The organism is Pseudonocardia kongjuensis (genome assembly GCF_039526905.1).
GTDB lineage: Bacteria > Actinomycetota > Actinomycetes > Mycobacteriales > Pseudonocardiaceae > Pseudonocardia > Pseudonocardia kongjuensis.
The window spans coordinates 42,956-65,961 of record NZ_BAAAJK010000007.1 but is presented as its reverse complement, the minus strand read 5'-3'; the positions used below and the strand labels follow the sequence as shown (position 1 = coordinate 65,961).

The window sequence follows — 23,006 nt, the reverse complement described above, 5'->3', positions numbered from 1 at the left end:
TGTGAGCCCCGTCGACGCTGTGGAGCCGCGATGTCCCCCCGGTCCGTTCCCCGCCGGATCCTGCCGGTCGCCGTCGCGGCCGCCGCCGCGCTGGTCCTCTCCGCCTGCGGCGGCCCGCCGGCGCCCGACGCGCCCGCCGCGGGCGGCGGCGAGCCGGTGACCGAGGTCAACTGCGGGATCGAGGTGACCGTCCCGGAGCCGCCGCAGCGGATCTACGCCTTCTACCAGCCGGCGATCGAGACGCTGCACGCGCTCGGCGTGAGCGACCGGCTGGTCGGCACCGCCTACCTGGACGCGCCGGTGCTGGCCGAGTTCACCCAGGCGCAGGAGGCGGTCCCCTACGTCCCCGATCTCCCCACCCGGGAGGCGCTGCTCGCCACCGAACCCGACTTCGTGCTGTCCGGGTACAACAACTCGTTCGCGGCGAGCGGCAACGAGACCGTCAGCACCCGGGCGGACCTGGCCGAGCTGGGCGTCCGGACCTGGATCAACGCCCCGCTGTGCCCGACCGAGGACGGCGCCTCCGACGAGGCCATCGATCCGGCCCAGGTGTCGATGGACACCATCTACGACGACCTGCGCTCGCTGGGCAGGCTGCTCGGGGCCGAGGAGCGGGCCGGCGAGCTGGTCGCCGACCTGCAGGCGCGGGTGGCCGCGGTGCAGGAGCGGGTCGAGGGCAGGCCGGCGCCGCGGGTCGCGATCCTGCTCAACGACGACGACGGCAGCTACCGGGTGGCGTCGGGCATCGACTTCGGCAGCCGGATCCTGGAGATGGCCGGCGCCGAGAACGTGTTCGCCGACCTGACCGAGCGCCGGCACGTGGCGGTGTCGAAGGAGGAGCTGATCGCCAGGGACCCGGACGTCATCCTCACCTCCACCTGCTGCGATCCGGCCACCGTCGACGCCGACGGGGAGGCCGACGTCGCGCAGATCCTGGGCGATCCGGCGCTGTCGGGCAGCACCGCCGTCCGGGAGGGTGCGGTGCACGCGTTCCTGTTCGCGGACCGGGCCGCCAGCCTGCGCGCCCCCTACGCCGCCGAGCGGGTCGCGGACCTGGTCCACCCGGAGTGAGCGTCGCCGCCCCGGTCCGGCCGCCCACCGGGGTCCGGGTCCGCGCGGCCGCGCCCTGGGCGCTCCCGGCGGCGGTGCTGCTGGTCGCGGTCGCGGTCGTCGCCTCGCTGAAGGTGGGTGCCCGCCCGCTGGCCTGGGCCGAGCTGCACGCCGGGCTGCTGCACTTCAGCGGGACGCAGTCGGACATCGTCGTCCGGCACATCCGGCTGCCGCGCACGATCGCCGGGCTGCTGGCCGGGACCTGCCTCGGGCTGGCCGGCGCGGTCGCGCAGGGCGTCACCCGCAACCCGCTGGCCGGGCCGGGCACGCTCGGCGTGAACGCCGGCGCGGCCGGCGCGATGATCGCCGTCATCGCGCTGACCGGCGTCGGGTCGCTGAGCGGCTACGTGTGGTTCGGCTTCCTCGGCGGCGCGATCGCGGCCGCGGCGGTCTACGCGATCGGCGGTTCCGGCCGGGACGGCGCGACCCCGGTGAAGCTGGCACTCGCCGGCGCCGCCGTCTCCGCCCTGATCATGGCGATGACCTCGGCGTTCGTCCTGCTCGACCGGGACCTGTTCGCGCGCTACCGGTACTGGGTGATCGGGTCGCTGGCGCGGGCCGATCTGGTCACGGTCGGCCAGGCGGTGCCGTTCGCGGTGGCCGGGGTGCTGCTCGCGGTGGTCCTGGTGCGCCGGCTCGACGCGGTCGCGCTCGGCGACGACACCGCCCGCAGCCTGGGTGCCCGGCCGGGCGTGACCCGGGTGACCGGCCTGGTCGCCGTCGTGGTGCTGGCCGGGACGGCGACCGCGGTGGCCGGCCCGGTCGCGTTCGTCGGGCTGGTCGCGCCGCACGCGGCCCGGCTGCTCGTCGGGACGGCGCACCGGTGGGTGCTGCCGCTGTCCGCGCTGCTGTGCGCGGCGGTGGTGCTGCTCGCCGACGTCGCCGGCCGGGTGGTGCTCGCCCCCGAGGAGGTCCAGATCGGGGTGACGGCGGCGCTGCTGGGCGGGCCGGTGTTCCTGTACCTGGTGCGGACCCGGAAGGTGGCCACCCTGTGAGTCGTGTGGGTGGCGGGACGGTGGTGCTGCGCCGCGGGCCGTTCTCGGCCCGGTTCGGGGTGCGCGGGCTGGTGCTCGGCACGCTGACCTGGCTGGGTGCGGTGCTGGTCGCGCTGTGGGCGACGACGGTCGGCCAGTACCCGGTGCCGCTGCCGACCGTGCTGGACACGCTCGCCGGCAACGGCACCCTGATCACCTACGACGTGGTGGTGAACCACCGCATCCCGCGTGCGCTGACCGGGGTGCTGGTCGGGGCGGCGTTCGGCGTCGCCGGCGGGGTGCTGCAGCGCCTCGCGCACAACCCGCTGGTCAGCCCGGACGTGATCGGGATCAACGCTGGCGCCTCGGCCGGCGCGGTGCTGATGATCATCGGGTTCGGGGCGACCGCGGCCTGGGTGACCGGCGGCGCGCTCGCCGGGGCCGCGGTGGCGGCCGTCGCGGTGTACGCGATCGCCTACCGGGGCGGCTTCTCCGGCTACCGGCTGGTGCTGGTCGGGATCGGGGTGGCCGCGATCCTCGGCGCGGCGGCGACCTTCCTGCTCAGCCGGGCCGACATCAACGCCGCCTACCAGGCCGCGGTCTGGCTGGTCGGCAGCCTGGCCGGCCGGTCCTGGCCCGATGTCGTGCCGGTCGCCGCCGGGCTGTGCCTGCTGCTGCCGCCGATGCTGGCGCTGACCCGCAGGCTGGCCGTGCTCGAGCTCGGCGACGACCTGGCCCGCGCGCTGTCCCCGCGGGTCGGCCGGGCCCGGGCCGGGCTGCTGGCTGGTGCGGTCGGGCTGTCCGCGCTGGCCACCGCGTCCGCCGGGCCGGTCGGGTTCGTGGCGCTGGTGGCGCCGCAGATCGTCCGCCGGGTGCTGCGCGACCGCAGCCCCGGTCTGCTCGCCTGCGCCGGGACCGGCGCGCTCGTGGTGGTGACCGCCGATCTGGTGGCGCGCACCGTGTTCGCGCCGCGCGAGCTCCCGGTCGGCGTGCTCACGGCGCTGGTCGGGGCGCCCGTGCTCATCGCGCTGCTGGTGCGCGGCAACCGGATCGGAGCGAGCGGATGACCCTGAGCTGCCATCACCTGAGCCTGGGCTACGCGGCCGGGGAGCCGGTCGTCGACGGGCAGTCGGTGCGGATCCCGGACGGCCGGATCACCGTGATCGTCGGCCCGAACGCCTGCGGCAAGTCCACCCTGCTGCGCGGCCTCGCCGGGCTGATGCGCCCGCAGGCCGGCCGGGTGCTGCTCGACGGCACCGAGCTGTCCCGGCTGCCCGCAACCGAGCTCGCCCGCCGGGTCGGGGTGCTGCCGCAGCAGCCGACCGCGCCGGACGGGATCACCGTCGCCGATCTCGTCGGGCGCGGGCGGCATCCGCACCAGCGCTGGTTCCGGCAGTGGTCGCCGGACGACGAGGAGGCCGTCGGTGCCGCGCTGGCCGCGACCGGGCTGGCCGACCTGGCGGACCGGCCGGTGGCCGAGCTGTCCGGCGGGCAGCGCCAGCGGGCCTGGATCGCGCTGGTGCTGGCCCAGGGCCCGGAGACGATGCTGCTCGACGAGCCGACCACGTTCCTCGATCTGGCGCACCAGCTCGACGTGCTGGAGCTGCTGCGCACGGTGAACGTCGAGCAGGGCCGCACGGTGGTGATGGTGCTGCACGACCTGGAGCTGGCCGCGCGCTACGCGCACCACCTGATCGCGATGGCCGGCGGCCGGATCGTCGCCGAGGGGGAGCCGGGCGAGATCGTCACCGAGGAGCTGGTGTCGTCGGTGTTCGGGGTGGACGCGCTGGTGACGACCGATCCGCTGACCGGCACGCCGCTGGTGCTGCCCCGGCCACGAAGGTGATGTGACTCACTGCAGACTTGAGCAGCTGTTCATGTATCAATCTTCTTCATGAGGATCGACGAACTGGCCCGCCGCACGGCGCTGTCCCGGCGGGCGCTGCTGCTCGGTGCGGCCGGCCTGGCCGGCGCGGTCGCGCTGGGCGGGTGCGGGAGCAGCACGGAACCGGCCGCGCCGGACGCCGGCCCGCCGCGCCCCGGCGGCCGGCTGCGGGTCGCGCTGGCCGGGCAGTCGCCGTCGGCGGACGTGCTGGACCCGCACGTCGCCGGATCGGCCGCGGCCGGCGCGATCGCCAAGAACGTCTGGGACCGGCTCGTCGCCTACGAGAACGACCTGACGCTGCGCTACCGGCTCGCCGAGTCGCTGGAGCCGAACGCCGACGGCAGCGAGTGGCGGATCACCCTGCGGTCCGGCGTGCGGTTCAGCGACGGCAGCCCGCTCACCTCGCGGGACGTCCTGTACAGCATCGAGCGGATGCTCGACCCGGCAAAGCCGTCCTCGGCCGACCTGTCCATGGTGGACCTGTCCCGGACCAGGGCGGACGGCGATCTCGCGGTGCAGGTCGCGTTGTCCGAGCCGCTCGCCGATCTCGGTTCGGTGCTGGCCGGCTGGTACGTCTACGTCGTCAAGGAGGGCAGCGACACCTTCGACGCGTCGTCGCTGCCGGTCGGCACCGGGCCGTTCGTGCTCCGCGAGTGGGCACCGGGGGAGCGGGCGCTGCTGGTGCGCAACCCGGAGTACTGGGACGGCGTCGCGCACCTCGACGAGGTCGAGATCCTGCAGATCGCGGAGCCGGAGGCGCGGGTGAACGCGCTGCGCTCCGGCGAGGTCGACATGATCGACCAGACCCCGCCGCTGCACGCCAGGACGCTCGCCGACGACGGGACGTTCCGGCTGGTCGAGCCCCGGCTCGGCACCATGGCGGCGCTCCAGATGCGGGCCGACACCCCGCCGTTCGACGACGTCCGGGTCCGGCAGGCGCTGCGCCTGGCCGTCGACCGGCAGGCCATGGCCGACACCGTATACCTGGGGTTCGCCGAGGTCGGCAACGACCTCTACGGGCTGGGCGCGCCGTTCTACGCGAGCGACATCCCGCAGCGCCCGCACGACCCGGCCGGGGCCCGCGAGCTGCTCCGCCAGGCCGGGCAGGAGAACCTGACCGTCACCCTCACCACCGCCGACTCCAGCCCCGGCCAGCTGGACTCGGCGACGCTGTTCGCCGAGCAGGCCCGCGAGTCCGGGATCACGGTGAACCTGGAGACCGTCCCGGCCGACAACTACGCCGCCCAGGTCTCCGGGCAGCGCCCGCTCACCCACAACAACTGGTGGAACTACAGCCTGGACTACTTCTACGGCCAGACCACCGTCTCCGACGCGCCCGGCAACGCCGGCTGGCGCGACCCGGAGTGGGACGCGACCTTCATGGCGGCCCGCGGCACGCTCGACGTCGACGAGCGGGCCGCGCTCTACACCGAGCTGCAGCAGACGCTGTTCGACACCGGCGGCCTGATCGTGCACAACTTCGTCAAGCAGCCTGCCGGGATCGCGCCGTCGGTGCAGGGCGTGCCCGAGTTCGTCCTCGGCAACGACGACTGGGCGAGCTACCGCGGCGTGTGGCTCTCGGCGTGACCGGACCCGGCCGGTGATCCGGTACCTGCTCGGCCGGCTCGCCGGCGCGGCGCTGGTGCTCGTCGTGGTGGCGGTCGTGGTGTTCGGGCTGTTCGAGACGCTGCCCGGGGACGCCGCCGAGACGATCCTGGCGCAGAGCGGCCGTTCCGGCGCGCTGCCGCCCGAGCAGGTCGCCGCGCTGCGCGCCGAGCTCGGGCTGGACCGCGGCCCGGTCGAGCGGTTCGGGTCCTGGGCCGGCGGGCTGCTGCGCGGCGATCTGGGCAGCTCGCTGCTGTCCGGCCGCCCGGTCGCCGACGTGCTCGGCGCCCGGATCGGCAACAGCCTGGTGCTCGCGTCGGTCACGGTGGCGCTGCTGTTCCCGCTGGCGCTGGGCCTCGGCGTGCTCGCCGGGGTGCGCGCCGGGACCCGGACCGACCGCGCGGTGAGCACCGGCGCGCTCACCGCGGAGGCGGTGCCGTCGTTCGTGATCGGGGTGGTGCTGATCGCGGTCGTCGCGCTCGGCTGGCGGCTGCTGCCCGCGGTGTCGCTGGTGCCGTCCGGGACGAGCCCGCTGGCCCGCCCCGAGGTGCTGGTGCTGCCGGTGCTCGCGCTGCTCGCCGGGCTGGTCCCGCATCCGGTGCGGGTGATCCGGGCGCGCACCGCCGAGCTGGTCGCCGGGGAGCCGCTGCGCACGGCGGCGCTGCACGGCGTCGGACACACCCGGCTGTTCGCCCGCTACGTGGCCCCGGTCGCGCTGGCCGCGGCGCTGCCGCCGATCGCGGGATCGGTGGCCGGGCTGGTCGGCGGGGTGGCCGTCGTCGAGACGGTGTTCTCCTACCCGGGCCTGGCCCAGGAGCTGGTGCGGGCGATCGCGCTGCGCGACTTCCCGGTCGTCGCGGCGGCCGCGGTGCTGATGGCGGTGTTCGGGGTGGCGGTGCACCTGCTCGCCGATCTCGCCGCGCTGGCCGCCAGCCCGCTCGCCCGCCGCGCGGTCCTGGACGGGCGCCGGTGAGCCGCCGGGGCCCGGCCGCTCCCGGCGCCGGGCGGCGGGACGTACCCGGCACCGGGCGGCGGGACGTACCCGGCACCGGGCGGCGGGACGCTCCCGGCGCCGGGCCGGAGGACGGGCCCGGTCCGGGTACCGGGTGGCGTGGTCCCGGCCGGCTGGTCGCCGTGGGCCTCGCCGTGCTGGTCGTGCTGGTCGCGGCCGGGCCGATCCTGGCCCCGTGGGACCCGGGCGCCACCGTCGGCGTCCCGTTCGACGGCCCGTCCGCCGGGCATCCGCTGGGCACCGACCGGCTCGGCCGCGACGTGCTGTCCCGGGTGCTGCACGGCGGCTGGCGGCTGGCGCTGATCACCGTGACCGCGCTGGCCGCGGCCTACCTGGTCGGGTTCCCGGCCGGGCTGCTGGCCGGGCTGCGCCGGTCCGCGGACGGCTGGATCATGCGGCCGGTCGACGTGCTCGTCGTGCTGCCCTGGTTCCTGGTGCTCGCCGTGCTGGCGACGGCGGCCGGCCGCGGCGCCCCGGCGCTGGTCGCCGCGGGTGCGCTCACCGCGCTGCCGTGGGTGGTGAAGGTGGTCCGCGGCGCCGTGCTGGAGGAGGCGTCGGCCGGGTACGTCGAGGCGGCGCAGGCCCGGGCCGAGCCGCTGCGCCGGATCGCCTTCCGCGAGGTGGCCCCGAACATCGTCCCGGTGGTCGCCGCGGACGCCGGGATGCGGCTGACGGCGACCCTGTCGGTGGTCACCGCGGGCGGCTACCTGGGGCTCGGGCTGCCGCCGAACACCCCGGACTGGGCGCTGGACATCGCCGCCAACCAGGGCGGGCTGACCGTGCAGCCTCCGGCGGTGCTCGCCCCGGCCCTGATGATCGTGCTGCTGGTGGTGTCGGTGAACCTGCTGGCCGACTCGCGCGCCGCCCGGGACACCCCGCGCCGGCCGGTGCCGGTCCCGCCGCGGGCCGGGGACGGCCCGGACGCGCTGGTCGCGCACGGGCTCTCGGTGCACGACGCCGGCGGCCGCCCGCTGCTGTCCGGGATCGACCTGGTGCTCGGCGACGGCCGCGGGCTGGCCGTGGTCGGGCCGTCCGGGTCGGGCAAGAGCACCCTGGTCCGCGCGGTGACCGGGGCGCTGGCACCCGGGCTGCGGGCCGGCGGGACGGTCCGGTTCGGCGGCGGTCCCGGCCGTCGCGCCGTCGGCTGGGTCCCGCAGGACCCGGCGCTCGGGCTGAGCCCGTCGGTGCGGATCGGCACCCAGGTCCGCGACGTGCACCGCGCGCACGGTGCCGGGACCGGCCGGGACGCGGTGGCCGCGACCCTGCGCGGGGTGGGGCTGCCCGGCGACCCGGCGTTCCTGCGCCGCTACCCGCACCAGCTCTCCGGCGGCCAGCAACAGCGGCTGCTGCTGGCGCTCGCCCTGGTCGGCGACCCGAACCTGCTGGTGCTCGACGAGCCGACCACCGGGCTCGACCCGGACACCGCGGCGGCGGTGCTGGACCTGGTGCGCGCGCGGCGGGCCCGCGGCGTCGCGCTGCTCGTCGTCACACACGACCTGGCGGCGGTCCGCGATCTCGTCGACGACGTGCTCACCGTGGTCGACGGTGCTCCGGCCGGGCCGCAGGCCATCACCCCGGTGCGGGCCGCCCTGGCGCAGGGCGCCCTGGCACAGGCCGCCTCTGGGCAGACCGTCCCGGGGCAGGCCGCCGTGGCACAGGCCGCCTCTGGGCAGACCGTCCCGGGGCAGGCCGCCGTGGCACATACCGCCCCTGCACAGACCGCCCTGGCACATACCGCCCCGGGTACGCGCTCGTCCGCCGGGATCGCCCGGGTGCCGCTGCTGGAGGTCCGCGGGCTGACCGCCGGGTACCGGGCGCATCCGGTGCTCGACCGGGTCGATCTCGACGTCGGCGCCGGCGAGTGCGTCGGGCTGGTCGGGAACTCCGGCGCGGGCAAGAGCACCCTGGCCCGCTGCCTGGTCGGGCTGCACCGCCCGGACGACGGCACCGTCACCCTGGACGGGGTGCCGCTGGCCGGTCGCGCCGGGGCCCGGACCCGGGCCCAGCGCGGCGCCGTGCAGTACGTGTTCCAGAACCCGGCCCGCTCGCTCAACCCGCGCCGCACCGTCGCCGCGGAGCTCGCCGCCCCGATCCGGATCTTCGGGACGCCGGCGCCGCCGGCGGTGCTGCTGGACCGGGTCGGCCTGGCAGCGGACCTGCTCGACCGGCGCACCGACCGGCTCTCCGGCGGCCAGCAGCAGCGGGTCGCCCTGGCCAGGGCACTGGCGGCCGGGCCGCGGCTGCTGGTGTGCGACGAGATCGTGTCCTCGCTGGACCCGGCGAACCGGCGGGCGATCCTGGACCTGCTGGGGGAGCTGCGCCGCACCGAGGGGCTGGCGGTGCTGTTCGTCAGCCACGACCACGAGGCGGTCGACGCGCTCGCCGACCGGGTGCTCGTCGTCGACGGCGGGACGCTGCTGCCCGCCGCCGCCGAGATGCGCGTCAGCGCGAATTGTCGATCACATCCGGACACTGGTGCGCATCTCGGCGGTCGGGCCGGTGGCCGTCCGGCTCAGTGACTCAGTCCCACTCCAGGGAGCCGCCGGTGCGGTACTCGGTCACCCGCGTCTCGAAGAAGTTCTTCTCCTTCCGCAGGTCCATCGCCTCGCTCATCCACGGGAACGGGTTCTCGGCCTGCCCGAACAGCGGCGCGAGCCCGATCTGCTCGGCCCGCCGGTCGGTGATGAACCGCAGGTACTGCTCGCACGACTCGGCGGTCAGCCCGAGCATGCCGCGCGGCATGGTGTCGCGGGCGTAGGCGATCTCCAGCTCGCACGCCTCGTGCAGCATGCCGCGGATCTCTGTGGCGAACTCCGGCGTCCACAGGTGCGGGTTCTCGATCTTGATCTGGTTGATGCAGTCGATGCCGAAGTTCAGGTGGATGGACTCGTCGCGCAGGATGTACTGGTACTGCTCGGCGATCCCGACCATCTTGTTGCGCCGCCCGAGGGCCAGGATCTGGGCGAAGCCGGTGTAGAACCACATGCCCTCGAACACCACGTAGAACGCGATCAGGTCGCGCAGGAACGCCCGGTCGTTCTCCGGGGTGCCGGTCCGGAAGTCCGGATCGGACAGCGCCTGGGTGTAGCGCAGCGCCCAGGTGTCCTTGTCGGTGATCGAGGGGACCTCGCGGTAGGCGTTGAACAGCGCGCCCTCGTCGAGCCCGAGCGACTCGCAGACGTACTGGAAGGTGTGCGTGTGCACGGCCTCCTCGAACGACTGGCGCAGCAGGTACTGCCGGCACTCGGGGTTGGTGAGGTGCCGGTAGACGGCGAGCACGATGTTGTTCGCGACCAGCGACTCGGCGGTGGCGAAGAAGCCGAGGTTGCGGGTCAGCATCAGCCGTTCGTCGTCGGTGAGGCCGCCGGGGGTGCGCCAGAGCGCGATGTCGGCCTGCATGGCGACCTCGGTCGGCATCCAGTGGTTGGCGCAGCCGGCCAGGTACTTCTCCCACGCCCAGTGGTACTTCATCGGGAGCAGCTGGTTGACGTCGGTCCGGGCGTTGATCATGCGCTTGTCGTCGGCGTGCACCGGGGCGGCGCCGCGCTCGATCTCGCCGAGGCCGGTCGCGTCGGCGGGGTCGGTCCGGGGGCCGGTGGTGCTGTCCACGGTGGTCACTGGCAGGCCTCGCAGTCGGGGTCGTCGATCGAGCAGGCGGCGGCGGGATCGAGATCGAGCTCCATGCCGCCGGTGGTGGAATCCGCCGGGGCCGCGGGGACGGCCGGCGCCGGGGCGGTGCCTGCCGGGGAGCCGCCCGCGCCGGCGCCGCTGGGCACCCCGGTGAGCCGCCCGTCGGTGCCCTTGAGGGTGGACTTCTCCACCGACGTCGCGGCCCGGGTGCGCAGGTAGTAGGTGGTCTTGCAGCCGCTGCGCCAGGCCAGCCGGTACAGCTCGTCGAGCTTGCGACCGCTCGGACCGGCCAGGTAGAGGTTCAGCGACTGGGCCTGGTCGAGCCACTTCTGCCGGCGCGACGCGGCCGCGATCAGCCGGCGCGGCTCGATCTCGAACGCCGTCGCGTACAGCTCCTTGAGGTCGGCGGGCACCCGGTCGATCTCGGCCAGCGAGCCGTCGAAGTACTTGAGGTCGGCGACCATCACCTCGTCCCAGAGCCCGCGTTCCTTGAGGTCGCGGACCAGGTGCGGGTTCACCACGGTGAAGTCGCCGGACATGTTGGACTTCACGTACAGGTTCAGGTGGATCGGCTCGATCGACTGGGCGACCCCGCAGATGTTCGAGATCGTCGCGGTCGGGGCGATCGCGAGCACGTTGGAGTTGCGCATGCCCTGGCGCCGGACCGTCGCCCGCAGGGTGTCCCAGTCGAGGGTGGTGGAGCGGTCGACGTCCAGCTCGCCCTCCTCGCGGGCGGCCGCGAGCAGCTCCAGCGAGTCGATCGGCAGGATGCCGCGGCTCCACAGCGAGCCGTCGAACGAGGCGTAGCGGCCGCGCTCGACCGCGAGGTCCGACGACGCGGCGATCGCGTGGAAGCTGAGCGCCTCGGCGCTGCGGTCGGCGAACTCGACGGCGGCGTCGCTGCCCGGCGCGATCCGCTGCTGGAACAGCGCGTCGGCGAAGCCCATCATCCCCAGGCCGACCGGGCGGTGCCGCAGGTTGGACCGGCGGGCCTCCGGGATCGTGTAGAAGTTGATGTCCACGACGTTGTCCAGCATCCGGACGGCCGTGGTCACCGTGCGCCGCAGCTTGTCGGCGTCGAGCCCGTCCGGTCCGGTGTGCGCGGCCAGGTTCACCGAGCCGAGGTTGCAGACCGCGACCTCGCCGTCCGGCCCGGCCTGGGTGTTCAGGGTGATCTCGGTGCACAGGTTCGACGAGTGCACCACCCCGGCGTGCTGCTGCGGGCTGCGCAGGTTGCACGGGTCCTTGAAGGTGATCCAGGGGTGCCCGGTCTCGAACAGCATGGTCAGCATCCGGCGCCACAGGTCGACCGCGCGCACCGTCCGGTGCACCCGGATCTCGCCGCGGCCGGCGGCGGCCTCGTACTCGCGGTAGCGGCGGGCGAATGCGGTGCCGTAGAGGTCGTGCAGGTCGGGGACCTCGTCCGGGGAGAACAGCGTCCAGTCCGCGTCGGCCTGGACCCGGCGCAGGAACTCGTCGGGAACCCAGTTCGCGGTGTTCATGTCGTGCGTGCGGCGCCGGTCGTCGCCGGTGTTCTTGCGCAGGTCGAGGAACTCCTCGATGTCGACGTGCCAGGTCTCCAGGTAGGCGCACGCGGCGCCCTTGCGCTTGCCGCCCTGGTTGACCGCGACCGCGGTGTCCCCGGCGATCTTGAGGAACGGGACGACGCCCTGCGAGACGCCGTTGGTGCCGCGGATGTGCGCGCCGAGGCCGCGGACCGGGGTCCAGTCGTTGCCCAGGCCGCCGGAGTACTTCGCGAGCAGCGCGTTGTTGCGGTAGCCGCCGAAGATGGAGTCCAGGTCGTCGTCGACGGTGGTGAGGAAGCACGACGACAGCTGGGCCCGGGTGGTGCCGGAGTTGAACAGCGTCGGGGTGGACGCCATGAAGTCGAAGCTCGACAGCAGCTCGTAGAACTCGATCGCGCGCGCCTCGCGATCGACCTCGCGGATCGCCAGGCCCATCGCGACCCGCAGGAAGAACGCCTGCGGCAGCTCGAAGCGGGTGCCGCGCTCGTGCAGGAGGTAGCGGTCGTAGAGGGTCTGCAGGCCGAGGAAGCCGATCTGCAGGTCGCGCTCGGGGCGGACCGCGGCGGTGACCCGGTCCAGGTCGAACGTGGCGAGCTCCGGATCGACCAGCCCGATGTCGATCGCGCGGCGCAGGTAGTCCCTGGTGTAGGAGGCGTACCGCTGCGTCATCGTGGCCTGGTCGGGCGTCTCCCGGGTGCCGGACAGGTGCGACACGGCCTCGGTGCGCAGCCGGTCCAGCAGCAGCCGGGACGCGACCAGCGAGTAGTCCGGTTCCCGCTCGACCAGCGTGCGGGCCGCCATGACGAGTGCCTGGGACAGCTCGTCGGCGGTGATGCCGTCGTAGACGGTGCGGTCCAGCTCGGCGAGCACCGGCTCCGGCGAGACGTCGTCGATGCCCGAGCACGCCTCGGCGAGCACGGTGTCGACCCGGTCGCGGTCCAGCGGGACCCGGCTGCCGTCCGGCTGGGTGACGTGCACGGTCGGTGTGCCCGGGGCGGCGGGTGCGGCGTCGCGGGCCTGTGCGTGCTGCTCCCGGTAGAGCACGTAGGAGCGGGCGACCTTGTGGTGCCCGCCGCGCATCAGGGCCAGCTCGACCTGGTCCTGGATCTGCTCGACGTGCACGCCGGGGGCGGGATGCCGGGCGAGTGCCGCGACGACCTGGTCGGTCAGCTCGCCGACGAGATGGTGCAGCCGCGACGACGCCGCCGCCGGGCCACCCTCGACGGCCAGGAACGCCTTGGTCATCGCGACCGAGATCTTGCCGGCGTCGAAGGTGGTCTCGGAGCCGTCACGGCGGATCACCCGCAGGCCGGGCGGGGCCGTGCCGTGCGCGGATGCAGGGGGAGCGGTGCTTGCGGTCACGGGTCTCTCTCCTCGCGAGTCGCCGTCGGTCCGTGACCCGCGCGAGGAGGCGACGGCGGTCCGGGACCGCCGCACCCTGGCGCCCTCCCGCGAGGCCCCGGAGCTGCGCACGCCGGCGGCGCGCGCACCGGTGGCAGGTCTTCGGACTCACGGGCGTCGTGCACGCTCCTACTGGCCGTCGCTTCCCGGGATCGCTCCCAGTGCTCGTTGACGGCGGTCGTTCCCGTTCACCGCTGCGGGGCAGTCCCGGATTCGCACCGGGTTCCCTGTTGCCTCACCGGCCCGGGCGGGCCGGTGAACCACCAGCGCCGCGGACACTACATCTTGGGGCGGTCGCCGTTCGAGACCCCAAGGAGTCGGTGTGGTGCGACGAATCGTCACCGCCGGTGAACGGTGCAGGTCGGCCCCGGCGGGTCGGTCCGGTGGACGACGACGGGTCACCCGGGCGGGTGATGCGCGACGCGCCGGTGGCCGTCGCCGCGGTCGCCGTGGCCGTCGCCGCGATGTGGCCGGGCGGGCCGGCCGGGCCGGGCGGCGCCGTCAGCGGGTCGGCGCGGTCGCGTCGACGACGAGGAACTCCGCGTCGAGCCGGACCGGCCGGTCCGCCGGTCCGGCGAGCGCCTCGACGTCGTCGAACATCGCGCTCGCGCGCCCGCCCAGCCCGGCCGCCGCGGCGGCGTGCGCGGGGGAGTGCCGGCGCAGGAAGGTGGTCATCGCCGCCGGCGAGTCGAAGTGCCACGGCAGCCGGTGTGCGGAGATCCGGATCCCGGCGAATCCGGCCAGCCGCCGGCGCGCCGTGTCCGGGACTCCCCAGTCGAGCGGGTCGGCGACCCCCGGCGGGGTGCCGGTGTGCGCCCGCATCGCCGTGGTCATCCGCCCCATGAACCCGTCCGGCGTCCACGCCGTGAAGGCCAGCCGGCCTCCCGGCGCGAGCACCCGGCGCAGCTCGGCCAGTGCGGTCTCCGGCCGCGGGGCGAAGATCAGTCCGAAGCTCGACACGACGACGTCGGCGCTGCCGTCCGGCAACGGCAGGTCCTCCGCGTCGGCCTCCAGCCAGACGATCCCGGTCCCCGCGGTCCGCTCCCGGCCGAGCTCGACCATCCGGGGTGCGAGATCGGTCGCGAGCACCGCGGCGCCCCGCTCCCGGAGCATGAGCGCGGCGGTGCCGGTGCCCGCGGCGACATCGAGCACCTGCTCGGTGTCGCCGGGTGCGACGGTGTCGACCAGGGCACGGGATGCGGGTGCGAGTCGCGCGGCGAGCGGGCGGTAGTCCGCGCCGCCCCACAGGCTGCGCATGGCGGTCGTGTACCCATCGGGATCGGTCACCACAAAATGGTATCGATATCCATGTTCAACAAGGAAGGTGTGGGATGCCCGGATTCGAGATCTGCCGCGGAGTGTTCACCGGTGACGAGCTCGCCGGGCTCCGCGACGCCGTGGAGGCCGCGGTGGCGCTGGCCGCTGCGGCCGACGTCGTGCACGAGACGGTGTCCGGTGACGGCCGTCGGATCGCCACCACGGTCGGCCTGCGCGGTGGGCCGCCGACGTCGGTGCACCGGGAACCCGGCGGCGACGTGGTGCGCAACCTGCGCCCGGTCGCGCATCTCGACGACCGGCTCGCCCGCTGTGCCGAGGATCCACGGCTGACCGGCCCGGCCGCCCGGATGCTCGGCACGGACCGGGTCGGCCTGCTGACGTCGAAGATCAGTTTCAAGCGGGCCCGGGTCGGTTCGGCGTTCATCTGGCACACCGACCACTCGTTCCTGGCCCGCTTCCTGGATCCGCGGGCTGCCGCCGAGGTGGTCACCGCGATGGTGTTCCTGGACGACGCCGACGACGGCAACGGCGCGCTCCGCCTGGTCCCCGGCAGTCATCGGACCGGTCCACGCCCGGACAGCGAGGGGCCCCGGCCCGGGGAGCCGGCGCCGGTCACGATCCGCGCCGTCGCCGGTGACGTCGTGCTGTTTCCGACGCTGATGCTGCACTCGTCGGGGCCGAACCGGTCCGACCGGGACCGGCGGGCGCTGCTCTGTCTGTTCCAGCCCGCGGGGCGGCCGCACCTTCGGGAGGACTGAGGTCCCGGATCGGGCGGGCCCGGGGACTCACCCGACGGAAGATTGAGTTGCCGGGCGCAACGGTGTGCCGGCTGTCAGGCTCGGCCGTGGTGACCGTCACCACGGAGAGGAGAAGGACATGAGCCACGACGTGCTGGAGGCTGCCGGCGTCACGACCCCGGCGGCCGTCGTCGAGATCCTGCACGAGGCTGAGCGGGCGAGCACCGCCTGCGCGTCGGCGATGGTCGGGGCCGGCGGCATGGAGCGCGAGGTGCTGCTCGCGCTGGACTGCGCGGACCTGTGCTCGGCCGCCGCGCGGGTGCTGGGCCGGCGGCACGGGGACGAGGCCGTCGCCCGGGCAGCGGTGGAGGCCGCGATGCTCGCCTGCGAGGCGAGCTCGGCGGCCTGCGGCGCGCACGCCGGCCATCACGAGCACTGTCGGCGGCACTCCGAGATCACCCGGGACGCCGCCGCGCTGCTGCGGGAGCAGGGCGGCGGCTGACGGCCGGCGCCGTCGACCGGTGCCGGCCCCGGCCGGTCGTGCGGGGCCCACCGGCCGGGACCGTCGACGGCGCCGCCCGGCAGGTCCGCCGGCCGGCGGTCGGGCCGGCCCGGCCGCCCGGCCGGCCGGCCGACGGAACGGTGCTGGGGTGCGTTCCGCGGAACGCGGTGACCGGGTGCTGCCGGGTGCTGTGCGTGTTGCGCGGGGTGCTGTGAGGCTCTGCGACGGGCTGCGGGCTGCGGGCTGCGGGAGGTGGCCGGGCGGCGGGTGCTGCGTGCTCGGTGCGTTCCGCGGAACGCGGTCGGAGGGCGCGATGCGCGGGTTCCGCGGGACCCGCGGTGCGTTCCGCGGAACGCGGCCGGGGGCGCGATGTGCTGTGGCACGCGTTCCGTGGGGCCGGATGTGTCGCGGTGCGTTCCGCGGAACGCGGGCGGGGTGGCGTGCTGTGGCACGTGTTCTGCGGGGCCGGATGTGTCGTGGTGCGTTCCGCGGAACGCGGTCGAGCAGGCGGGTTCCGAGGGATCACCGGGTCGCGGGACGGGCCGTGGTGCGTTCCGCGGAACGCGAGCGGGGTGGTCCGGGAGTGCTGCGGTTCGCGGTCAGCCGGCGGTGCCGGCCCGGCGCTCCTTCCCGCGGACGCGTTCCGCGGAACGCCGGATCGAGGGATCCCGCACCACTGGTTGCCCGCCGGCTCCGCGTCCCGCAACAGCCCTGCGTCCCGCAGCCCTGCGTTCCGCAGCTCCCCGTTCCCCCATGCCCGTCTCCCGCGTGTCCGTGTCCCGCAGATCGGCGGACGGCGTTCCGCGGAACGCGAGTCGAGAGGCCGGGTGTCGGCCACCGCCCCAACCGAGCGTCGGGCATCGACCCGTGCCGGGCGTCGGGTATCGACCCGTGCCGGGCGTCGGGCACCGACCCATGCCGGCCACCGACCCCGCGGCGCACCCCCGGGGCGCCCGCCCGTCACCCCAGCCGGGCGCGGTCGAACCTGGCCCAGCGCACGGTGTCCGGCCGGGCCGGCTCCATCCCGTCCAGGTCGGCGGAGATCCCGACGTGCTCGTCGCCGTCCGACCAGACGGTCGCGGCGTCGCGCAGCAGCACCTGGGCCCGGCGCAGCGCGTCCCCACGGACGGTGTCGTCCGGGGTGGCGGTGGCCGCCGCCAGCAGCCGGGCGACGTCCGCCCGGGGCGCGTACGGGCGCTCCGCCGGCGGCGGGCCGAGCGGCTCGCCGTCCGGTCCGCTGTCGCTGTCGCTGTCGCTGTCGCCGCCGCCGTCGTTGTCGTTGCCGGTGTCCGGGCCCGGCACCGGGGAGCTGCCCAGCGCCGCGGCGCGCAGGTGCAGCGGGATCGGCTGCGCGGGCACCCGGCGGAACGCGATCCCCGGGGTCGGCTCGGCGCCCACCGGGTCCGGCTCGCGCGGCTCGGCGAACAGCCCGATCTCCTCCAGCTGCTCGCCGATCACCGCCGCCGCCGGCCGGGACAGCGGATCGAACGGGTCGAACAGCAGTGGCACCGTGATCCCGGTCGCGCCGGCCGCGGCGACCAGCTCGGCGGCCCGGGCGGCGTCGCGCTCCACCGGCGGGACGTCGGCCGGATGGTGCTCCAGGCCCGGACCGAACAGGTCGTCGCCGGGATCGCCGAGGTCCAGCAGCACCCGCCGGACCAGCGCCTCCCGGTCGATGCCCAACCGCACCGCCTCGCGCAGCCGCGGATCGTCGAACAGCGCCCCGGCCGGGCCGCCGCCGTCCGGGGCGGTCCCGTCGCCGCCCAGGTCGGCCCGGCCGAGCCGGTCCGCCCGGCCGCTGCCGACCTCCAGGAACCGGGTCGCCGAGCCGGGCGCGGACAGGACCCGGGTCCCGGTCCGGCCCATGATCCGGCGCACGCTGTGGGGGAACAGATCGTGCGCGTAGTCGACGCGGCCCTCGACGAGTGCCTGGAAGCGGTTCTCCTCGTCGTCGTCGACCAGGAACCGCAGCTCCGGCGACGCCGCAGCGCCCAGCCAGTGCCCGTCGTGGCGCAGCAGCACCTCCGGCCCCACCGGGTGCGGCCGGAACGCGCCGGTGCCGACCGGGGCAGCGCCGTCGCCGTCGCGCACGATCCCGGTCCCGGGCGCACCCAGTACCAGCGGGAACAGGAAGTCCGGCGCGCCCAGGACGATCTCCAGCTCGGTCGGCGAGACCGCCCGGCTGGCGGTGAGATCGACGCCGGAGAGCAGCGGGGCGGCGGTCGCCCCGGTGGCCGGGTCGGCGATCCGGCGCAACGACGCCAGCGCGTCGGCCGCGGTGATCGGCCGCCCGTCGTGTGCGACGGCGGCCCGCAGCCGGACCCGCCACCGGGTGCCGGTCGGGTCCGGCTCCACCGACTCGGCCAGGTGCGGCACCGCACGCATCTCCGGCGACCAGACCAGCAGCGTGTCCGCGACGGCCGCGGCGCGGGCCCGGTCCACCGGCCGCCAGACGTGGTGCGGGTCCGGCGGCGGGAGCGGCCCGGCCCCGGCGAACAGCACGGTGAGCGGCGGCGCGGTGGTGTCGGCCGCGGCACCGCAGGCGGCGAGCGCCGGGATCCCGGCCAGTGCGGCCGCGGCACCGGTGACGCGCAGGAACGATCGACGGGTCAGGGCCACCGCACCAGGGTGCCCGTTCGGTCGGCGCGCCCCGCACCGGGTCGGGGCCGGATCAGGACAGGGCGTGGCCGAGCTCGCCGGCCCCGGCCAGCAGCTCGTCGGCGTCCCGGGCGACCAGCACGTGATCGACGATCCCGGCGTACTCGCCCATCGCGCACGACGCCTGGTCCCAGTAGCGGCGCGGCTCCGGCGTGATCCAGCCGACCCGGTAGGCCCGGCGCGCCAGCCGGCGCAGCTCGTCGGTGCCCGGCGGCAGGCCGTTGGACCGGGCGTCGCCGACGAACAGCACCGCGGTCCGGTTGTCCACCGCGTCGGCGAACCGCTCGTTGATCCCGCCCAGCACGCGGCCGTAGTCGCTGGTGGCGTCCAGGTCCAGGCCGGGTGCGGCCAGCACCGCGGCGAGCGCCCGGTCGTCGTGCGCGCGCAGCAGCAGGCCGGTGACGTCGACCGGGGCGTCGACGAAGGCCAGCACCCGGCAGCGGAACGCCTGCCGGTGCAGGGTCCTGGCCAGCCGCAGCACGAACGCGGTGATCGACCGGACCGACAGCGACACGTCGGCGACGACGAGCAGCCGCACCCGGTCCGGCACCTTCCGGCGGACCAGCAGGTGGAACGGCACGCCGTCGCTGCGCATGCTGCGCCGGACGGTGTGCCGGACGTCGAGCGGCCCGCGGGCGTGCTCGCGCGGGACCCGGCGCGGCGCACCGCGCATCCGGTGCAGCAGCTCGTGGCAGGCGCGCTGCATGTCGGCGGGCTCCGGGGTGCGGTCGGTGTCCGGCGCCGCGGGCGCGCCCGGGCCGGTCTCGATCCGCTCGGCGAGCTGCGCGACGAACTCGCTGATCGCGTCGACCAGCCGGCCCAGCTGGTTCGCCGAGAGCAGCTCGCCCTCCGGGCCGTCGGCGTAGACGGCGTGCGGGTCGTAGGCGGCGAGCATGGCCAGGACGGCCTCCGGGTCGTCGAGGTCGATCCGGCCCGACACCCGGTCGGCGCCGCCGGACGTCAGCTCCTTCCCGGCCGCCGCCCCGGCCCGTTCCAGGTCCACCGTGTGGGTCGTCCCGCGCCGGCCGCGGTCCTCGGCCGAGGAGACCGAGAGGTCCCGGTCGGACCCGCCGAGCGAGACGTCGTCGTCGTCGCGGTGCGGGTTGAAACCCTTCTCCTGCTCCGGCGCGTCGAGCAGGTCACCGACGTCGGCGGTGCCCGGGTCGTGATCGGCGTAGCGGCCGAGCGGGTCGTCGCCGTCGGCGAGCTCCAGATCGGTCGGCAGTCCCTGCGCGGCCGGTCCGCGCAGGCCGGGCCCGTCCGCGCCGGAGCCGTCACCGGTGCCGGGGAGCAGCCCGAAGAACGCGTCGAAGGCGCGCTCGAAGCCGGGACGTTCGTGCGCGTAGGCGACCGTGACGGCACGCAGCCCGGTGCGCAGCCGGTCCAGGTCGGACGCGCCGAACATCGCCAGCACCCGCCGGACCTCGATCGCCTCGGCCGGCGACACCGCGACCCGCTGGGTCCGCAGCACCCGGGTGAACGCCGCGGAGAGCACCGAGAGCACCCATGGCCCGGGATCGCGGGCCGGCGCGGTCACCGGCGGCCCCGGCGGTTCCGGTCGGCGGCCGCGCGGGACCCGGTGGAGGCGGCCCGCCCGGCGCCGAAGGCCCCCGCGGTCGTCGACGCGCCCTCCGCGGCGACCGGTCCGCCCGCCTGCGGACCGGGGTCCTCGCCGTCCAGCCTGCGGATCGCCAGCTCGCGGTCCGAGCCGTACTTGAGCAGCGCGGACAGCAGCGCGGGCCGCACCTTCTCCAGCTCGCCCGCCGAGCCCAGGCCGAGCACCGCGGCGGCCCGGGCGGCGTCGATCACCTCGGAGATCGACGGCGACTTGCGCAGCGGGAACCCGCGCAGCGTGCGGGCCAGCTCCACCACGTCGGCGACGACCTCGGGCGCCACCTGCGGCGCGCGCCGGGACACGATCTCGGCCTCCCGCGCGGGCGTCGGGAAGCCGACCTGGAAGTGCAGGCAGCGGCGCTTCAGTGCCGGGGACAGCTCGCGGGTGTCGTTGGAGGTGAGCACCACCCACGGGACGGAGCGGGCGGTGAAGGTGCCGATCTCCGGGACGGTCACCTGCTGCTCGGCGAGCACCTCCAGCAGCAGCGCCTCCATCGACTCCTCGGTGCGGTCGACCTCGTCGACCAGCAGCACCACCGGGTCCGGGGACAGCACCGCCTCCAGCAGCGGGCGGGTGGACAGGAAGTGCTCGGTGTAGAGCCCGGTGTCCTGCGCCTGCAGCCGGGCGGACGCCTCGGCCATCGTCGTCGTCCCGGACAGCAGCTCGCCGATCCGGTCGCGCAGCATCTGGACGTGCATCAGCTGCTTGCCGTAGTCCCACTCGTAGAGGGCCCGGCCGTCGTCGAGCCCCTCGTAGCACTGCAGCCGCACCAGCCGCCGGCCGCTCGCCGCGGCCAGCGAGGAGGCCAGCTCGGTCTTGCCGACGCCGGCCGGTCCCTCCAGCAGCAGCGGCCGTTCCAGCGCGGTCGCCAGGTGGACGACCACGGCGAAGTCGGGATCGATGACGTAGTTCTCGCCGGACAGGGCCTCGGTCAGGGTCTCGGGGCTGTCGAACGTGGTCGGGGGCACCGTTCTCCTCGTGCGCGTGCGGGGGCCGCCGCGCCCGGGGGCTGATCCGGGCGCGGCGGCGGGTTCCGTGCGTTCCCTGTGCCGGGTCGTCTAGTACGACCCGGTGAAGGCGTGCTCGACCAGCGGCACCAGCGACTCGACCGTGCACTCGCGGGGGTTACCGGGGGTGCAGTAGTCGCCCATCATGTGCTCGGCGATCCGGTGGACCGTCTTCTCGTCGGTGGGGATGGTGTCCCCGCGGCCGGCGTACTTGCCGGTGTTCATCCGGTTCTTGTCGTAGCTGTCGGACTGCAGCACACCGAAGTTGTCCGGGATGCCGACGTCCTTGGACAGCCGGATCGCCTCCTCGACGGCGGCGTCCGCGGCCTGCACGGTCGTCATGTTGGTGGTGTCGACGCCGAGCGCGGTCGCGATCTTGGCGTACCGCTGGTAGCGCGAGGGCAGGTTGTACTCCCACACCCGGGGCAGCGCGATCGCGTTGTTGAGGCCGTGATGGGTGTCGAAGAACGCCGACACCGCGTGCGACGTCGAGTGCACCAGGCCCAGACCGCCCGAGTTGAACGCCTGCGCCGCGATGTACTGCGCGTGCATCATCTTGGAGCGGGCCTCGAGGTTGCGCGGCTCGTAGGTGGCCTCGCGCAGGTACTGCCCGACCAGCTCGATCGAGTACAGCGCGTTGCCCAGCGAGGGCTCGAAGTCCAATCGGGACACGAACGGCTCGGAACCGTGCGCGAGCACGTCGAACCCGCAGTAGGCGGTGAAGTGCTGCGGGCAGCTGTAGTAGAGCAGCGGGTCGTCCAGCGCCAGGGTGGTGACGACGGCGTCGTCGAACCCGACCCACTTCTGCGGGTTGTCCATGTCGGAGGTGTTGGTGATGACGTAGGCCCAGGAGGTCTCGGACCCGGTGCCCGCCGTGGTGGAGACCGCGATGTGCGGCGGGTTCTCCATGTTCGTGGACTTCGAGAAGCCCTCGAACTCGTTGATGTTGCGGCCGTCGTGTGCGATGACGACGCGGGCGCCCTTCGCGGCGTCGTGCGACGAGCCGCCGCCGATCGAGATGATGCCGTCGCACTTCTCGCTCGTGTAGAGCGCGGCGGCGTCCATGCAGTTGTAGTCCTTGGGGTTGGACTCGACCTGGTCGTAGACGACGACGTCGACGCCCTGGTACTCGACCTTGCCCTTGAGCTCCTCGATGATGCCGGAGCCGCGCAGGCCCGAGGTGACGAACAGGACCCGCGTCATGCCCAGGTTCTTCGCCTCGACGCCCAGGATGTCGTGCGCGCCGACCCCCAGAAGCGCCCGCGGGAACGGGTGGAACTCCTTGATCGGGAAGTCCCAGATCTGGTTGAGCTCGATGGCCATTGGCTCTCCTCGCGGCCTCGTTGGCGTTCGGACGAGCACAACGGTGGCTGTTGCAGATGACTGGCAACAGCTACAGACGGGTACCTGACCACCTGCCCGTCGGCCCGGTCAGGTTCCCCGTCCGACCGGACGGGGCGGCGGGCGTCAGCCCAGGTCAGGCAGCTCCGGTGCGGTGAACCCAGCCGGCCCCGGCGGGTACGGCAGCACCGCGCGGATCGCCGAGGCGGGCACGGCGCCGTAGGCGTGCGGGAAGCGCATCGACTCCGGATCGCCCGGCACGCCCGGCTCCCACCGGACCTCGACGCCCGCGGCGGCGAGCGCGGCCGGGTCGACGACGAGCAGCGACAGGTCGGTCCGGCCGGCGAACAGCCGTTGCGCGGGCAGCGCGACCTGGTCCGCGGTGGACAGGTGCACGAAGCCCACCTCGTCCAGCGAGGGCGGTGCGATCTCCCCGGCGAGCTCGTAGCCGGCCCGCTCGGCGGGGGTGCACAGGTGCAGCAGCGTGTCGTCCACCGTCATGCGGCCAGCATGCCCTCCCGTCCGAACGGACGGGCGTCCCCGCAGGTTCTTGCTTTCCGGCACCCGGTGCCAATAACGTCCGATCTGCTGCCCGCGCCGGCCGGCGGGGCGGTCGGTCACCGCTCTCGCCGAGAGTGGATCCCTGCGGAGGTTGCCCATGAGCGAGCACCAGAACGAGGACGTCCTGGTCGAGGAGACCCTCGTCGAGGAGGTCTCCATCGACG

At 74.8% G+C, this 23,006-nt stretch carries 17 protein-coding genes and 1 riboswitch; of the genes, 9 read left to right on the top strand and 8 right to left on the bottom strand.

Features of this window, described 5'->3' with window-relative positions; all coding sequences use genetic code 11:
• Positions 1-30: 30 nt before the first annotated feature.
• The 7 genes from ABD160_RS10590 (at position 31) to ABD160_RS10560 (ending at position 9,105) form a co-directional block, all read left to right on the top strand.
• Positions 31-1,071, top strand: a complete 1,041-nt coding sequence (locus ABD160_RS10590; protein WP_344020999.1) for an ABC transporter substrate-binding protein — start codon at positions 31-33, stop codon at positions 1,069-1,071.
• Positions 1,068-2,105 (top strand): FecCD family ABC transporter permease, encoded by a 1,038-nt coding sequence (locus ABD160_RS10585; protein ID WP_344020997.1) that lies wholly within the window; start codon positions 1,068-1,070, stop codon positions 2,103-2,105. The genes ABD160_RS10590 and ABD160_RS10585 overlap by 4 nt, the downstream gene beginning before the upstream one ends.
• Positions 2,102-3,151, top strand: a complete 1,050-nt coding sequence (locus ABD160_RS10580; RefSeq protein ID WP_344020995.1) for a FecCD family ABC transporter permease — start codon at positions 2,102-2,104, stop codon at positions 3,149-3,151. The genes ABD160_RS10585 and ABD160_RS10580 overlap by 4 nt, the downstream gene beginning before the upstream one ends.
• Positions 3,148-3,930 (top strand): ABC transporter ATP-binding protein, encoded by a 783-nt coding sequence (locus ABD160_RS10575; protein ID WP_344020993.1) that lies wholly within the window; start codon positions 3,148-3,150, stop codon positions 3,928-3,930. The genes ABD160_RS10580 and ABD160_RS10575 overlap by 4 nt, the downstream gene beginning before the upstream one ends.
• A gap of 48 nt (positions 3,931-3,978) precedes the next feature.
• Positions 3,979-5,556, top strand: coding sequence for an ABC transporter substrate-binding protein (locus ABD160_RS10570; protein WP_344020991.1), 1,578 nt, complete (start codon positions 3,979-3,981; stop codon positions 5,554-5,556).
• Positions 5,557-5,569: 13 nt separating this feature from the next.
• The gene (locus ABD160_RS10565; protein ID WP_344020989.1) at positions 5,570-6,547 is read left to right on the top strand and encodes an ABC transporter permease; all 978 of its coding nucleotides are present in this window, start codon (positions 5,570-5,572) and stop codon (positions 6,545-6,547) included.
• Positions 6,548-6,708: 161 nt separating this feature from the next.
• The gene (locus ABD160_RS10560; protein WP_344020987.1) at positions 6,709-9,105 is read left to right on the top strand and encodes an ABC transporter ATP-binding protein/permease; all 2,397 of its coding nucleotides are present in this window, start codon (positions 6,709-6,711) and stop codon (positions 9,103-9,105) included.
• A 1-nt stretch (position 9,106) separates the two neighbouring features.
• Here ABD160_RS10560 and ABD160_RS10555 read toward each other — a convergent pair whose 3' ends face one another.
• The 3 genes from ABD160_RS10555 to ABD160_RS10545 all read right to left on the bottom strand — a co-directional run bounded on the left by ABD160_RS10555 (position 9,107) and on the right by ABD160_RS10545 (position 14,430).
• Entirely contained in the window at positions 9,107-10,195 is a 1,089-nt protein-coding gene (locus ABD160_RS10555; RefSeq protein WP_344021745.1) for a ribonucleotide-diphosphate reductase subunit beta, read from the bottom strand.
• A 5-nt stretch (positions 10,196-10,200) separates the two neighbouring features.
• Positions 10,201-13,104, bottom strand: coding sequence for a ribonucleoside-diphosphate reductase subunit alpha (locus ABD160_RS10550; RefSeq protein ID WP_344020985.1), 2,904 nt, complete (start codon positions 13,102-13,104; stop codon positions 10,201-10,203).
• Positions 13,105-13,219: 115 nt separating this feature from the next.
• A riboswitch (cobalamin riboswitch) is annotated at positions 13,220-13,423 on the bottom strand.
• 221 nt (positions 13,424-13,644) lie between these two features.
• Entirely contained in the window at positions 13,645-14,430 is a 786-nt protein-coding gene (locus ABD160_RS10545) for a class I SAM-dependent methyltransferase (protein WP_344020983.1), read from the bottom strand.
• A gap of 44 nt (positions 14,431-14,474) precedes the next feature.
• Between ABD160_RS10545 and ABD160_RS10540 the strand changes: the two genes are divergently transcribed.
• Both ABD160_RS10540 and ABD160_RS10535 read left to right on the top strand, forming a co-directional pair.
• Complete coding sequence (locus ABD160_RS10540) at positions 14,475-15,179, top strand: phytanoyl-CoA dioxygenase family protein (RefSeq protein ID WP_344020981.1); 705 nt, start codon at positions 14,475-14,477, stop codon at positions 15,177-15,179.
• 118 nt (positions 15,180-15,297) lie between these two features.
• Entirely contained in the window at positions 15,298-15,660 is a 363-nt protein-coding gene (locus ABD160_RS10535; protein ID WP_344020979.1) for a four-helix bundle copper-binding protein, read from the top strand.
• Between the two features lie 960 nt (positions 15,661-16,620).
• Here ABD160_RS10535 and ABD160_RS10530 read toward each other — a convergent pair.
• From ABD160_RS10530 to ABD160_RS10510, 5 genes are all read right to left on the bottom strand, one after another.
• Positions 16,621-18,279: an ABC transporter substrate-binding protein gene (locus ABD160_RS10530; protein ID WP_344020977.1), complete on the bottom strand. Its 1,659-nt coding sequence runs from the start codon at positions 18,277-18,279 to the stop codon at positions 16,621-16,623.
• Positions 18,280-18,331: 52 nt separating this feature from the next.
• A complete protein-coding gene (gene madC / locus ABD160_RS10525) occupies positions 18,332-19,855 on the bottom strand; it encodes a MadC family VWA domain-containing protein (protein WP_344020975.1) in 1,524 nt (507 codons plus the stop codon).
• The gene (locus ABD160_RS10520; RefSeq protein ID WP_344020973.1) at positions 19,852-20,901 is read right to left on the bottom strand and encodes a MadB family AAA-type ATPase; all 1,050 of its coding nucleotides are present in this window, start codon (positions 20,899-20,901) and stop codon (positions 19,852-19,854) included. The genes madC and ABD160_RS10520 overlap by 4 nt, the downstream gene beginning before the upstream one ends.
• 90 nt (positions 20,902-20,991) lie before the next feature.
• Positions 20,992-22,263 carry an NDMA-dependent methanol dehydrogenase gene (gene mdo / locus ABD160_RS10515; RefSeq protein ID WP_425563599.1) on the bottom strand — a complete coding sequence of 424 codons (1,272 nt, stop codon included), beginning with the start codon at positions 22,261-22,263 and terminating at the stop codon, positions 20,992-20,994.
• Positions 22,264-22,407: 144 nt separating this feature from the next.
• A complete protein-coding gene (locus ABD160_RS10510) occupies positions 22,408-22,782 on the bottom strand; it encodes a DUF952 domain-containing protein (protein WP_344020971.1) in 375 nt (124 codons plus the stop codon).
• Between the last annotated feature and the right edge of the window lie 224 nt (positions 22,783-23,006).